General features: G+C 36.9%; 13 protein-coding genes. 8 read left to right on the top strand and 5 right to left on the bottom strand.

Annotation, left to right across the window (positions count from 1 at the left end; translation table 11 throughout):
* Positions 1-462: 462 nt before the first annotated feature.
* Positions 463-2,520 (bottom strand): recombinase, encoded by a 2,058-nt coding sequence (locus OZX61_RS08250; protein WP_277094504.1) that lies wholly within the window; start codon positions 2,518-2,520, stop codon positions 463-465.
* A gap of 14 nt (positions 2,521-2,534) precedes the next feature.
* A complete protein-coding gene (sdsA, locus tag OZX61_RS08245; protein ID WP_277094503.1) occupies positions 2,535-3,512 on the bottom strand; it encodes an All-trans-nonaprenyl-diphosphate synthase in 978 nt (325 codons plus the stop codon).
* Positions 3,513-3,852: 340 nt separating this feature from the next.
* Between sdsA and rplU the strand changes: the two genes are divergently transcribed.
* Both rplU and rpmA read left to right on the top strand, forming a co-directional pair.
* Complete coding sequence (gene rplU, locus OZX61_RS08240) at positions 3,853-4,164, top strand: 50S ribosomal protein L21 (protein ID WP_023272536.1); 312 nt, start codon at positions 3,853-3,855, stop codon at positions 4,162-4,164.
* Positions 4,165-4,182: 18 nt separating this feature from the next.
* Entirely contained in the window at positions 4,183-4,440 is a 258-nt protein-coding gene (gene rpmA, locus OZX61_RS08235) for a 50S ribosomal protein L27 (RefSeq protein ID WP_195772782.1), read from the top strand.
* A gap of 51 nt (positions 4,441-4,491) precedes the next feature.
* Here the strand turns inward: rpmA and pstS are convergent, their stop codons facing one another.
* Positions 4,492-5,526 carry a phosphate ABC transporter substrate-binding protein PstS gene (gene pstS / locus OZX61_RS08230; RefSeq protein ID WP_277094502.1) on the bottom strand — a complete coding sequence of 345 codons (1,035 nt, stop codon included), beginning with the start codon at positions 5,524-5,526 and terminating at the stop codon, positions 4,492-4,494.
* Between the two features lie 310 nt (positions 5,527-5,836).
* On the opposite strand from pstS, the gene lolA reads away from it, so the two are divergent.
* The 5 genes from lolA to trmL all read left to right on the top strand — a co-directional run bounded on the left by lolA (position 5,837) and on the right by trmL (position 10,765).
* The gene (gene lolA / locus OZX61_RS08225; protein ID WP_277094501.1) at positions 5,837-6,532 is read left to right on the top strand and encodes an outer membrane lipoprotein chaperone LolA; all 696 of its coding nucleotides are present in this window, start codon (positions 5,837-5,839) and stop codon (positions 6,530-6,532) included.
* A 116-nt stretch (positions 6,533-6,648) separates the two neighbouring features.
* Positions 6,649-7,437, top strand: coding sequence for an RsiV family protein (locus OZX61_RS08220; protein ID WP_277094500.1), 789 nt, complete (start codon positions 6,649-6,651; stop codon positions 7,435-7,437).
* 122 nt (positions 7,438-7,559) lie between these two features.
* On the top strand, positions 7,560-8,831 hold the full coding sequence (gene serS, locus OZX61_RS08215; RefSeq protein ID WP_195772231.1) for a serine--tRNA ligase: 1,272 nt from the start codon (positions 7,560-7,562) through the stop codon (positions 8,829-8,831).
* Between the two features lie 55 nt (positions 8,832-8,886).
* Positions 8,887-10,260: a siroheme synthase CysG gene (cysG, locus tag OZX61_RS08210; protein ID WP_277094499.1), complete on the top strand. Its 1,374-nt coding sequence runs from the start codon at positions 8,887-8,889 to the stop codon at positions 10,258-10,260.
* A gap of 31 nt (positions 10,261-10,291) precedes the next feature.
* On the top strand, positions 10,292-10,765 hold the full coding sequence (gene trmL, locus OZX61_RS08205) for a tRNA (uridine(34)/cytosine(34)/5-carboxymethylaminomethyluridine(34)-2'-O)-methyltransferase TrmL (protein ID WP_277094498.1): 474 nt from the start codon (positions 10,292-10,294) through the stop codon (positions 10,763-10,765).
* Here trmL and OZX61_RS08200 read toward each other — a convergent pair.
* Positions 10,762-11,130 carry a helix-turn-helix domain-containing protein gene (locus OZX61_RS08200; protein ID WP_195772228.1) on the bottom strand — a complete coding sequence of 123 codons (369 nt, stop codon included), beginning with the start codon at positions 11,128-11,130 and terminating at the stop codon, positions 10,762-10,764. The genes trmL and OZX61_RS08200 overlap by 4 nt on opposite strands.
* Before the next feature lie 88 nt (positions 11,131-11,218).
* Here OZX61_RS08200 and OZX61_RS08195 point away from each other — a divergent pair, with 88 nt between their 5' ends.
* Positions 11,219-11,776 (top strand): flavodoxin family protein, encoded by a 558-nt coding sequence (locus tag OZX61_RS08195; RefSeq protein ID WP_277094497.1) that lies wholly within the window; start codon positions 11,219-11,221, stop codon positions 11,774-11,776.
* Positions 11,777-11,821: 45 nt separating this feature from the next.
* Here the strand turns inward: OZX61_RS08195 and OZX61_RS08190 are convergent, their stop codons facing one another.
* Positions 11,822-13,213 (bottom strand): APC family permease, encoded by a 1,392-nt coding sequence (locus tag OZX61_RS08190; RefSeq protein WP_277094496.1) that lies wholly within the window; start codon positions 13,211-13,213, stop codon positions 11,822-11,824.
* Positions 13,214-13,307: the final 94 nt, after the last annotated feature.

The following is a 13,307-nucleotide window of genomic DNA, read 5'->3' as shown; positions in this document are numbered from 1 at the left end:
TGTAGGGTTCTTAACAATCTGTACTTTGGGATATATGTAAAAAATAAGGTCAACTACACAATATTTTAAAAAATAAGTTTTGCCATATTGTTTTAGAGTTAAATAAAAGCAGTATATGGAAAGAACATATTTCAGAAAAAATGATGTACGGCTTATCTGTTTTATATTCCAGTTTAGGATGAAGCTATATGGAAAATTGCTCGTATTTCTAATGTATAGAAGGGGAGAATATATCCAATATTTAGGTTGAAAAACATGAGTGTAGGGCACAGTGTGCTTACACATTAAGAGAATACTACCTATGAAAAATAAGTAATACACCATGTATTACACCTATTAAAGTTAGCAGATTGTTAGGGTTAATGAGTCAAAGTGTACTCGCCAGTACACTTTTTTTCAAGATACAAATCGGCTCTACATAATTTATATACAGATACTGTAGAAATATAACTGAAAATAAATTTAGTTATCTTTTTTTTGTGTTTGTTTTACGTCATTGGTTATTGATACTTTCTCCTTAGGTGGCCAGAAGAAATCACTAGGTCGGGTAAAAAAGTGTGTGAGAACAAGTTTAGCAAGAGGTTTCCATTGTTCGAATTTTACTCTTCTGGCACGTAAGGCCACAATAATGGTTAAACTAAAGCTTACAAACAAGTTTGTTAAACCAATTAGAGCTACTCCTAAACAAGAGATTAAAATTAAACCAAGATCAGGGCTCCCACTCACAGAAAGTAAACCCTGTATTAAGTTTGCAGAAGCAAAAGCAATATGACGTATATCTAAAGGTAGGCCTAAGATAAAGCCCAGCGTTCCCATACTGCCAAGCATAATACCAAAGAGAAAATTCCCAGAAATTGCGCCTAAGTTTCTTTCAATATAGTCGGCAAATTTGTTTTGACGTTTCTCTCCAAGCAATTTACGCAGGCCACGATGCATTTTAAGACGAGGTCCTATTTTTCTATAAATTGCCATGTTATCAAAATAGCCTGCAATTAAGCCTGATAAGAATAAACATACACCTGCAATTGCTGCATGTGGGACGGCAAGGGAAGTAAACGGGTCTAAAGTATGTAAAAGATTGGTGGCTTTAATATTGTTAAGTAATTTTTCCCCAAATAATGCTGGCCATGAAAGTGTAATGATTGCCGCAACAGGGATCGCAATTGAAATATTACCCAATATAGCAATAAACTGAGTGCGAATAATATTAACAATAAGTTCTGTAAGTTCTGCCAGTTGAGTAGTTCTAGACCCTTTTCTTTGTTGTACAGTCGCTGCAAGTGCAGCAGCCGTCATTGCGGGCTGTTTGGTTGCAACTGTAAAATGTAAAACATGAATGAGAACAAACCCTAAACTATAGTTCATGCTGTAAGTAAGTGCATGTAAAATAGGTGCAAGAGAAAGTCTTGCGAGAAGAATTTTAATTACAGACATCGTAGCAATAATTGTACCTGCGCCTGCCGCTGCCTTGTACATTGCAAAAAAGCCATTTTTATCTGTGCTGACATAGTGCTCACCAGTTTTACTGGCATTCTCTGTCACTTGAAGCGCAAGTAATTCACTATTCGCCGAAAGCAGCGCACCAACACGTTTTTCACTATGATTCGCTTTGACTAAATCGTAAAGCAAATCATGTACAGCTTTGCCTTGTGTTTGTGTATGATCACTGACAATCTGTAGAAGAATTTCTAATCGTTCTAAACTTTGTTCTAGAACAGTTAGTAAATAAGTAAGTGTTAAGCTTACGCCAATCCGCTTTGTGGAGCGACGAATACCATTGACTACACCTAAGCACTGTTCAATCATTACAAATGCTTGTGCAGCATCGGGTGGAATATATACTCCAACTTGTTGGGCACTCTCTATAGAGTTTTTATATTTTGCAATGAAGTCTGTAATTTCACGATTTTGTGCAAGAAATGGTGACTCATGTTCATTCAGTTTTGGTTCGGCATAAAGTAGTTCAGGAAATAAACCGATCCCACTAATTCGATAACTTAATATATTAATTGCTTTAAGAATATTCTCTTTAATCTGACTTTTTTCTACAAGTAAATCTTGCTCAATAGTGAGTTGCTCGAAAATTAATTTCCAGTCTGAAACTTCTATGCCTTCCAACCAATACTTATCGCTAGACAAATAAAAAACTTTTCCAATAAGTTCTTTAATTTGAGCGTGGTCAATAATGGGTGGAAGAAGATGGTACATCATGCGCTGATTAAGCTGATTCCAAAAACCATCGAGTGCCAAAATACCACTGTCTGCATATAGGTTAGATTGTTTGTACTGTGTAATAAGTTTTAGAATGTATTGACTAAGTACATATTTAAAATGAGGAGTTTCCTCCAATGTCTGAATAAATATTTGAATATTTTTTTTTACTTCTTGTGTGTTCTTAGGATTTTTAGGTCTAATTATAGCTATGAGATGAACGAGTGGTTGTTCGTTTAAAACAGCTTGAGTTTGTCCAAGCTGTTGTTTTATTTCGTTATAAACCACATTAAATGATTTTTTATTCATAGTTTAAACTTTTATTATTGAATACGGTTAAGCGCCATCATTGCCAAATTGTAGAGTGCTTGTTTAGCAGGGCTTTCAGGAAGTACATTTAAACCATTAATGGCATTTTGAGTTTCTTCATGAGCACGGCGTCTGCAATATTCTAAAGCACCACTATTTTGTACAATTGAAATTACCTGATCTAAATCGCTAAGACCACCAGTGGCAATGCTCTTATAAATAATATCGTGTTCAGGTCCAGTTGTGTTTTTTAAAGCAGCAATGAGCGGAAGAGTTGGTTTACCTTCCATAAGATCATCACCAATATTTTTACCTAATACCTCTGCATCGGATGTATAGTCTAAAATATCGTCAATAATTTGAAAAGCATTTCCAAAGTGCCCAGCATAACGTTTTAGACCATCTCTGTATTCTGGTGTTCCTGCCAGCATAGCTGCCCCTTCGGTTGCTAACTGAAACAAACGGGAGGTTTTACCATAAATAATATTTAAGTAAGTTTCTTCTGATGTATCGGGTTGGTGTTGTGCTTGAAGCTGTAATACTTCACCCTCAGCAATCTCACATGTCCCTGTAGAGAACTCTTTTAAAAGTGGCATATTGTCAAGATCAACAAGAAGATCAAAAGATCTTGCAATCAGAAAATCTCCGACTAAAACTGCTGTTTGATTGTTCCAAGTTGCATTTGCTGTTGGTCTGCCACGGCGTAAATTAGAATCGTCAACAACATCATCGTGCACAAGCGTTGCGGTATGTAGCATTTCTATGACTGCGGCAAGGCGCTGGGTGCGTAGTAGATCTGTTTCACCACAAGCTTGGGCAGCAAGTAAGCACATAATAGGCCGCATTCTTTTACCACCAGCTTCTACCACATGTTTGCTGACAGACATAACTAGTGCAACTTTTGAGCTGATCCCTTCGTTAATAAATTTATCCATTGCAGTAAAATCAGCAGCAACAGGTGCAAGAATATCGTGCTTGAAGTCGATGGCCATAAAATTAAAAACCTTTAAGGATGTAGAAACGTTTTTTTCAAGACTAAAGTGATACTCGTGATTGAGTGTAATACTTTAGAGTTAGCGATAAAACCTCCGTTTTATACCACAAAAACGAACATTCTTTATAAAACTTCTGCCTCTTTGGTGCCTATTCTTTCTAAAATTAGGCAGTTGTATTGATGAAATGATTGTATAAGAAAAAAACAACTGATAGGACTTGTTGTTTTCCCATTTTTTACTTAAAATAATCCCCCTTTATATACCCCCAGTGGCGTTCGTTTTAAGATCAGTATATTCCTTTACTGGCACGGCGACACGGGCAAGTTGGAGTACACCTATGTACGCAGTAATCCAAAGCGGTGGTAAACAGCACCGTGTGGTTGAAGGCGAAACCCTTAAAGTTGAATTATTGAAAGCTGAAACTGGCACAACTCTTACATTTGATGATGTATTAATGGTTGTAAACGGTGACAGCGTTCAAATCGGTGCTCCAGTTGTAGCTGGCGCTAAAGTAACTGCAGAAGTGGTTAGTCATGGTCGTCACGACAAAATTCGTATTGTTAAAATGCGTCGTCGTAAACACTACCGTAAACAACAAGGTCACCGTCAATGGTTCACTGAGTTGAAAATTACTGGTATTTCAGGCTAATCACGAGGAGTAAGAGACATGGCTCATAAAAAAGCTGGTGGTTCGACACGTAACGGTCGTGATTCAAACCCAAAAATGCTAGGTGTTAAAGTTTACGGTGGTCAATCTATCGCAGCTGGTAGCATCATTGTTCGTCAACGCGGTACTGAGTTTCACGCTGGTGCAAACGTTGGTATGGGTCGTGACCACACTTTATTTGCTACATCTGATGGCGTAGTTAAATTTGAAGTGAAAGGTCAGTTTGGCCGTCGTTATGTAACTGTTGAATCTGTTTAAGATTTAATCATTACGTAAAAAAAGCTCGCATATTTGCGAGCTTTTTTTATTTTAGAGTGTTTTAGACCAGTAATCTTGTATGCTTTTAATTAAAGAGGGTGGAAGTGGAACATAATTTAATGTTTGAGCATCTTTTTGCCCATTTTCTAAAGACCATTTAAAAAATTTTAATGCTTCACTATTATCAACTTCTATTTTTGGATTTGGTTTGCGCATAATAATGAAGGTCGTTGCTGTAATTGGCCAAGATTGCTCACCTGAAGCATCCGTCATAATATTATAAAAATCTGTGCTTGGACTCCAATGAGTATCTGTTGTGGCAGCCTGAAAAGACTTCTGATCAGGTTGTACAAATTTACCTGCTTTATTTTGTAGGGCTGTATAGCTTAAATTATTTTTTAAACTATAAGTCAGGTCTGCGTAACCAATAGAGCCTTTAATTTGTTTAATTGAGCGTGCGACACCATCATTTCCTTTACTTCCTATACCCACAGGCCATGCAACAGATGTACCTTCACCAACTTGAGATTTCCAAGTCGGACTAACTTTTGAAAGATAATTGGTCCAATTAAATGTAGTCCCTGAACCATCAGAGCGACGTATAACTGAAATACGTTGGTTGGGAAGATTTAACTGAGGGTTTAATTTTTGAATTTGTGGATCATTCCATTGAGTAATTTTACCCATATAGATATTGGCTAAAATAGGTCCTGTGAGTTGTAAGCTCCCGGGTGAAACACCTTCAATATTTACTACGGGTACAACACCGCCAATAACAATAGGAAATTGTTTTAAACCAGCTCTACTTAGCTCTTCAGAGTTTAGAGGCATATCTGATGCACCAAACGTTACTGCGCCTGCTTTAATTTGTGCGATACCTCCTCCAGACCCGATAGGTTGGTAATTTAATTGGTTTCCAGTTTTTGCCTGATAAGTTTCTGACCATTTTGATAGTACAGGATAAACGAAAGTTGCCCCAGCACCTTTAATTTCAGATGCTTGCACTTGAGTGATGAATGAAAAAAATAGTGGTGAGATGATACCTATAACAGATTTTCTTAAAATATTTTTAGAGGAAAAGCGCATAAATTGTCCTTGATTTTGATAATTTATATTTAACTTTGAATGATTTAAGGTTAAATCAAGGCATGGAATTTTATAATTCAATTATTACAATAATATATAATATTAAAAAATATTTAATTTAAGGGTTAAGGTTTAATCTTATTCTTTGCTTTGATTAAAAAAGTTTGATTAATTTACATTAGTCCGTTAGTTCATACACAAATATGAGGCACAATAATACAAAAATCTTTATTTTTTATATTGTTAGATTTGATAAGCTTAGCGTATAAATCGTTTCGAATATAACTTTGTGTCTAATCAAAGGTGAAAAATGAAGATGTTCCGTAAAACATTGAGTGTAGCCGTTATAACTATGTCGACGTTTGCACCTATTTTAAGTGTAACAGCCGTTGCCGCACCTATTGCTGCCTCAGAACAACAAGCGACTCAAAGTCTAGTTAAGCAATTAACAGGATTACATAGCTTCACGGCTAATTTTGAACAGAGTACGAAGGCTACAGGTAAAGTTGTGAGCCAAAAGAAAGGTTTAACCGCTCAGCATTTAAACCAGACATTTACAGGTACAATTAAAGTCGAACGACCAGGAAAATTCTTTTGGGAAACTACACAGCCCTCTAAGCAAACTATTGTTACTAGTGGTAAAACAATTTGGATCTATGATCCAGACTTACAACAAGTCGTACGTCAAAGTATGAGCGATCAGGTCGCAAATACCCCAGCACTATTATTGTCAGGTAATACAAACAGTATTATGCAGGCATATAAAGTGACACAGCCCGATCAAACAAAAACGTACTATACGCTTACACCAAAAGCCAAAGATACAGCTTTTCAAGATTTAACCATTAGTTTTGGCGCACAAGGAGCACCTGCCTTGATGATCTTAAATGATTCACTAGGTCAGGTAACAACGGTTCGTTTTAACCATGTTGCAAAAAATGTAAGTATTCCTGCTAGCGTATTTAACTTTGTACCACCCAAAGGTACAGATATTATTGATCAATAAAAATGAAAAAATGCTATGTAAATAGCATTTTTTTTGTTTAAGGATACATATTTAGTATTTTTTTATTGAATGCAAAGTTTGTATAGTATAGGTAAATCAGTTTTAGGTTGTTTTCTATGTATTTACAGCAAAAAATGAGATTGGCTGTACTATTGTCTAGTTGTTTATGTAGTCTTATGTTTGTAGGATGTGAAAATAAGCAAGCACCATCAAATAATAATAAAGGGGAGACCAATCCTCCAGCGAGCGTGTCTGAACCTGTTCCAGACTTAGCAAGTACACCTACAAAAATTCATGCTGAAACTATGTCGATGTCATTGCCTCAGAAAGTTTCTTGTGAAGCAGATGAGTGTACTGAATATAAAGTAGATACAATTGAGACCAATGTAGATTGGATCAATGATTATTTTGTGCATCGTCTACAAAAAGATGCCCCATTGGCTTTTCAAAAAACAGCAAATTTACCTGCATCAACTTTAACACCATCCCAAATTAATCAAAGTACTTATCGTGTTGGTTTCTTAGGGCAGAAAGGGCATTTGGCAACTTTTGTTTTAGATACGACAACCTATGCTGCCGGTGCTGCACATGGTATGTATCATCATGAATATATTATATTTGATATAAATACCCATAAACGTATTGGAATGTCTGATTTATTTAGTTCAGATAAACAAGTAGCAGTTTATCAGGCTGTATTTGATGCAAATCAATCTTGGTTAGAAGCACATGGTATTCAATCTGGTCGATTAGAGCCTACCGATAATTTTTACTATAATGATAAAGGTCTTGTATTTGTTTATCCATTGTATGAATTGGCACCTTACTCCGAAGGAATGACTGAATTGGTCTTGCCATATCATGCTACAAAAGGGTTGATTAATCCTGAATATTTACCAAAATGATGATTATACCTACAGTCATCTACGAAGTTAGATGTGCTGTAGGGGATTGTCGCGAAGTACGTTTATTTTTATGAATGAACAGATTACACTATATCTAGTTTTTTCATTCAATCAGACGAGCTATGATCGACCCTAAACTACTTAGAAATAATATTGAAGCTGTAAATTTAGCACTCGCGAAACGTGGTGTTCAACTTAATGTCGATGAATGGGCATCTTTAGAATCACGCCGCAAAGAATTACAATCTAGAACAGAAAATTTGCAAGCAGAGCGTAATGCTGGTGCAAAGCAAGTGGGTCAAATAAAAAAATCTGGTGGCGATGCATCTGAAATTATGTCACGTATGCAAGCTATTGGGGATGAAATTAAAGCTGCAGAAGTAGAGCTTTCAGAATTACAAAATGAAATTGAGCAGAAACTGTTATCAATTCCAAATTTACCAGATGAGTCTGTACCAGAAGGTAAAGATGAGGCAGATAATCTTGAAGTGATGACATGGGGAACCCCAAGACAATTCGACTTTGAGATCAAAGATCATACAGATTTAGGTGAGTGGATGGGTGGACTCGAGTTCGAAACCGCAACTAAGCTGACAGGTTCTCGCTTTAGTGTACTTAAAGGGCCACTGGCACGTTTACAACGTGCACTTACACAATTTATGCTGGATACACATACACTCAAAAATGGCTACACTGAAGCATACGTCCCTTACTTGGTAAATGCTGATAGCCTAAGAGGAACAAGTCAACTCCCTAAGTTTGAAGAAGATTTATTTAAACTACAAGGTGAGAAAGAGTATTACCTTATCCCGACAGCAGAAGTACCTATTACAAACTTTGTCCGTGACGAAATTATTGATGCAGATCGTCTTCCATTAAAATATACAGCCCATACGCCATGTTTCCGTAGTGAAGCTGGTTCTTATGGTCGAGATACACGTGGTCTAATTCGTCAGCATCAATTTGATAAAGTTGAAATGGTTCATATTGTAAAACCTGAATCTTCAATGGAAGCATTAGAAGAATTGACTTCACATGCAGAAGGTATTTTACAAGCGCTTGGTTTACCATACCGTAAAGTCTTGCTTTGTGGTGGTGATATGGGGTTTGGTGCTGTAAAAACATATGACTTAGAAGTATGGGTGCCAAGTCAAAATACATATCGTGAAATCTCTAGCTGTTCAAATATGGGAGACTTCCAAGCTCGCCGTATGAAAGCACGTTATCGTAATGAACAGAAAAAAACTGAGCTTGTACATACTTTAAATGGTTCAGGTTTAGCTGTTGGACGCACATTGTTGGCTTTGATGGAAAACTATCAACGTGCTGATGGTTCTATAGAAATACCAGAGGTATTACGTCCATATTTAGGCGGTCTTACGTTCATCGATTAACTGCGAGTCAAGCAAACTTTCACCATTTAAGGTAATTTGTCATTAAGGGGTTTTTGTGGATATCTTTCCAATTTCATTGAAATTGAAACAGCAGTTATGTCTTATCGTAGGTGGTGGAAGTATTGCTTTTCGTAAAGCATCGTTATTGGCAAAAGCTGGTGCAATATTGCATGTAATTGCACCAGAAATTGATGAAAATCTAAAAATGCTTGTACAAGCATCTCATGGTGAATTGGTATATAAACCATTTGATGAAGCAGATTTAAATAAACCGTATAAGCTTGTGATTGCTGCAACAGATCAACCAGATGTAAACCATCATGTTTTCGTGGTATGTGAGCAGAAAAATTTATTGGTGAATAGTGTAGATGATATTCCAAACTGCCGATTTATGGTACCTGCATTGATTGATCGATCTCCGTTAGTAATCTCGATTGCATCTAATGGAACATCACCTGTATTGTCGAGACAGTTACGCACACAACTCGAGACATTAATTCCGCATGGTATGGGGAAACTCGCTCAGTTTTCTGGTGAGTGGCGTAAGGCTGTGAAAGAGAAAATTTCTAACCCAGACGAAAGACGTATTTTTTGGGAAGATTTGTATGCAAGTCCTTTCAAAGAACAAGTCTTTAATGACAACTTAATTGTTGCAAAACAAATGATGGAGGATGCACTTGCCAAATGGACCACACCAAAAGGAGAGGTATATTTGGTTGGTGCAGGACCGGGTGATCCTGAACTGCTTACTTTAAAAGCACTTAGACTCATGCAACAGTCCGATGTTGTTATCTATGATCGATTGGTTTCTCCACCAATTTTAGATTTATGTCGACGAGATGCAGATAAAATTTATGTGGGTAAATCACGTTCGAACCATGCTGTACCCCAAGAAGGTATTAATCAACTTTTAATTCAGTATGCGTTAGAAGGGAAGCGTGTATGTCGTTTGAAAGGTGGTGATCCTTTCATTTTTGGGCGAGGTGGTGAAGAAATCCAAGAACTGGTGACAGCAAATATTCCTTTCCAAGTTGTACCTGGAATTACAGCTGCATCGGGTTGTTCTGCTTATGCTGGTATTCCTTTGACCCATAGAGATTATGCTCAGAGTGTTAGGTTCTTAACTGGCCATTTAAAAGAGGGTTCCCCAGAGTTACCTTGGCCCGAACTTATATATGAAAATCAAACTTTAGTACTTTATATGGGGCTCGTTGGTTTAGAGACAATATGTAATCGTTTGATTGAGCATGGTCAAAGACCAGATATGCCTGTTGCTTTAATTTCGAAGGGAACCACACCAGAGCAAAAAGTGATTGTTGGTAATCTAGAAAATATTGCAAAGAAAGTGGTGCAACATGAAGTACAAGCACCAACATTAACAATTATTGGTGAAGTTGTGAAGTTGCGAGAGCAACTGCAATGGCAATAACTAAAGCCATCTGAAAAGTAGAGAAAATGTTGTGATACATGTTGTTTTGTTTGAACCTGAAATTCCAAGTAATACTGGTAATATTATTCGTCTATGTGCAAATACAGGTGCACAGTTACACTTAGTTAAGCCACTTGGTTTTGAGTTGGATGATAAGAAATTACGACGTGCAGGTTTAGACTATCATGAATATGCGCGCATGAAAATTTGGGATAGTTTTGATGAATGTCTTAAGCATTTAGAGGCACAGGGAGTATTGCATGTATTTCCACTGACCACCAAAGGCAAGGCAACACCTCACACGGTAAATTTAAATCAACCAATTGCGTTACTTATGGGCCCTGAAACTCGCGGGTTACCTGAGGATGTGCGCAAAATGTTTCCTCAGCAACAATGGATTTGTTTACCTATGGCTGAGAACTCACGGAGTTTAAACTTGTCGAATGCAACAGCAGTAATTGTGTATGAGGCTTGGCGTCAGCAAGGGTTTAAACCACTTATTTAATGACAATTGTCATACTCTTTTTGTGCAAATAGAACTTTATCGATATTCTTTTCTGCCCATAATTTCATTTGATATGCAGTTTGGGCAAAATCCTTTCCGAACGTTGTGAGTGTATATTCAACACGAATAGGTGATGTATCTAAAACTGTTCGCTGTATAAATCCGTATCGCTCTAAATGTTTTAATTTCTGAGAAAGTACTTTTGGTGAAATTCCTTCTATTGTTTTTTTCAGTAAATTAAAATGTTGAGCATTTTCTTCTAGTGTAGTAATAATTAATAATACCCACTTATCTGCCAAAGTCTCAAAAAATAAACGTGCTGGACAATCCATGCTACATACATTGTAGGCATTAAGTTGACTCATTTTTCCTCCCAGTTACATCTAGGTAACTTATTGACACTTAGTTTCTAAAGTATATTATCAATATGACATAAAACATAGAGGTGAGATCATGGCTAAAATTGCAGTTGTTTATTTTTCAGGGTATGGACACACGAAAGTTATTGCAGAAACCTTTGCAAAGGCTTCAGATGCAACATTGGTTGAAATTAATTTAGAAGGTGAAGTTGCACAAGAAGGTTGGGATGTTTTAGAGCAAGCAAATGCAATTGTATTTGGTGCACCAACATATATGGGTGCAGCACCATGGCAGTTTAAAAAGTTTGCAGACGCCTCATCTAAAATTTGGTTTGTACGAGGTTGGCAAGATAAAGTATTTGCAGGGTTTACCAATAGTGCAAGCTTAAATGGTGACAAACAAAATACACTGATTGAACTTCAAACACTGGCATCACAGCATGGTGGAATATGGGTAAGTTTAGGCTTATTACCTGCAAATACAAAAAACTCAACACGTAATGATGTTAATAATTTAGGCGGTTCAATCGGATTATTGGTGCAGTCGCCATCTGATGCAAGTGTAGATGAGATTCCTCAAGGTGACTTAGAAACGGCAAGAGTATTTGCAAAAAGAGTTAAAGAAATTACTGAAAAAATAACAGGACTGTAGCATCTAATATAAAAAAACCAGCGATCTAGTCGCTGGTTTTTTTATTTAATCGTTCTTATATTGTGGAGGTGGAATTTTAAATCCTTTTGTTTTATAACCTAGGAATAAGACCCCAATAACGGCCCATACAATTCCCCATTTTAATGCAGTGTGATCGATTTGCAGCCACAGCAGACCTACTGCAATAAAACCTAGACTAGGTATAACAACGTAGTTAAAAATTTCTTTAGGCGTTTTGACACGACCTTCGCGTAATGCATACTGGGAAAGTACAGAAAGATTTACAAAACTAAATGCTGTTAACGCACCAAAACTAATTAAAGAAACAACGTGGTCTAAATCTGTAAATCCTGCAGATAGTGCAATTATTCCTACCAAAATAATATTAAATTTTGGTACGGCTGTTTTGGTACTAATTTGACCAAAATATTTTTTATTAAATACACCATCACGTCCCATAACATACATTAGACGCGATACACCTGCATGTGCAGAAATCCCTGATGCCATTACGGTAATGATTGCAAAACCAAGAATAACTGATTTAAAAAGCTCACCACCTACAATACGTAAAATATCGGGTTGGGTTGCATTTACATCAGCAAAGTATTGACTAGGATTACCTGGAAAGTACAGTTGCATGAAATATGTTGCTGCGATAAAAATTAAGCCAGAAATAAGTGCAGTAAGAAAAATTGCACGTGGCAGAACTTTATCGGTATCATGCGTTTCTTCTGCGAGAGAGCTAAGAGCATCGAATCCTGTGAATGAGAAGCATAAAATGGTTGCACCACCGATGAGTGTTCCAATTTGTGCATGCTCGCTAAAAAAAGGCGTAGTTGACCAAATATGTGCATCGTGTGATTGAGACAAGCCTAGCGTGTTTAGCGCAGTGTTTCCTACAAGTAATTGTTTAATAATTAAAAATGTAAAAATAACAATGACTAAAATCTGAAATAGTACGATTAGACCATTTAGGTTTGCAACAAACTTGATGCCCCTTAAATTGACCCATGTCATGAATAACGTTAAGCCTACAACCCAAACCCAATGATTTACATCCGGGAACATGCTGGTAAGGTAAATGACAGCCAACAAAATATTGACCATTGGACTTAAGATATAATCAAGAAGTGATGACCAACCTACCATAAATCCAGCATTTGGATGAATTGATCGTTGGACATAAGTGTAGGCTGATCCAGATGATGGATAGCGCTTAATCATATGGCCATAGCTTACGGCTGTAAAGAGTACAGCTAAGAGTGCAAAAAAGTAGGATGTTGGAACATGTTGAGCACTGGCCTCAGATACCATTCCAAAAGTATCGAATAAAGTCATGGGTTGGATATATGCAAGCCCAATAACAATAATATGGCCAAGAAGAAGAGATTTTTGCAGTGAAGCTGCCGGTTGAGTCCCAGAAGTATTATTCAACGGCGATATCCTCATATTTTTGATCAACGATCAACTAGAAATTTAAGGATCGTGTAGGACGAACGATCCCACCTGCTTTTTTAAGTGAAGCGCG

Source organism: Acinetobacter sp. ESL0695 (genome assembly GCF_029392135.1).
Classification (GTDB): domain Bacteria; phylum Pseudomonadota; class Gammaproteobacteria; order Pseudomonadales; family Moraxellaceae; genus Acinetobacter; species Acinetobacter pollinis.
This window is presented reverse-complemented; position numbering and strand designations above follow the sequence as displayed.

Bases quoted from the DNA above. Each gene is read 5' to 3' on its own strand.
- OZX61_RS08250 (WP_277094504.1), bottom strand. From the start codon at position 2,520: ATGAATAAAAAATCATTTAATGTGGTTTATAACGAAATAAAACAACAG.
- sdsA (WP_277094503.1), bottom strand. From the start codon at position 3,512: ATGGCCATCGACTTCAAGCACGATATTCTTGCACCTGTTGCTGCTGAT.
- rplU (WP_023272536.1), top strand. From the start codon at position 3,853: ATGTACGCAGTAATCCAAAGCGGTGGTAAACAGCACCGTGTGGTTGAA.
- rpmA (WP_195772782.1), top strand. From the start codon at position 4,183: ATGGCTCATAAAAAAGCTGGTGGTTCGACACGTAACGGTCGTGATTCA.
- pstS (WP_277094502.1), bottom strand. From the start codon at position 5,526: ATGCGCTTTTCCTCTAAAAATATTTTAAGAAAATCTGTTATAGGTATC.
- lolA (WP_277094501.1), top strand. From the start codon at position 5,837: ATGAAGATGTTCCGTAAAACATTGAGTGTAGCCGTTATAACTATGTCG.
- OZX61_RS08220 (WP_277094500.1), top strand. From the start codon at position 6,649: ATGTATTTACAGCAAAAAATGAGATTGGCTGTACTATTGTCTAGTTGT.
- serS (WP_195772231.1), top strand. From the start codon at position 7,560: ATGATCGACCCTAAACTACTTAGAAATAATATTGAAGCTGTAAATTTA.
- OZX61_RS08200 (WP_195772228.1), bottom strand. From the start codon at position 11,130: ATGAGTCAACTTAATGCCTACAATGTATGTAGCATGGATTGTCCAGCA.
- OZX61_RS08195 (WP_277094497.1), top strand. From the start codon at position 11,219: ATGGCTAAAATTGCAGTTGTTTATTTTTCAGGGTATGGACACACGAAA.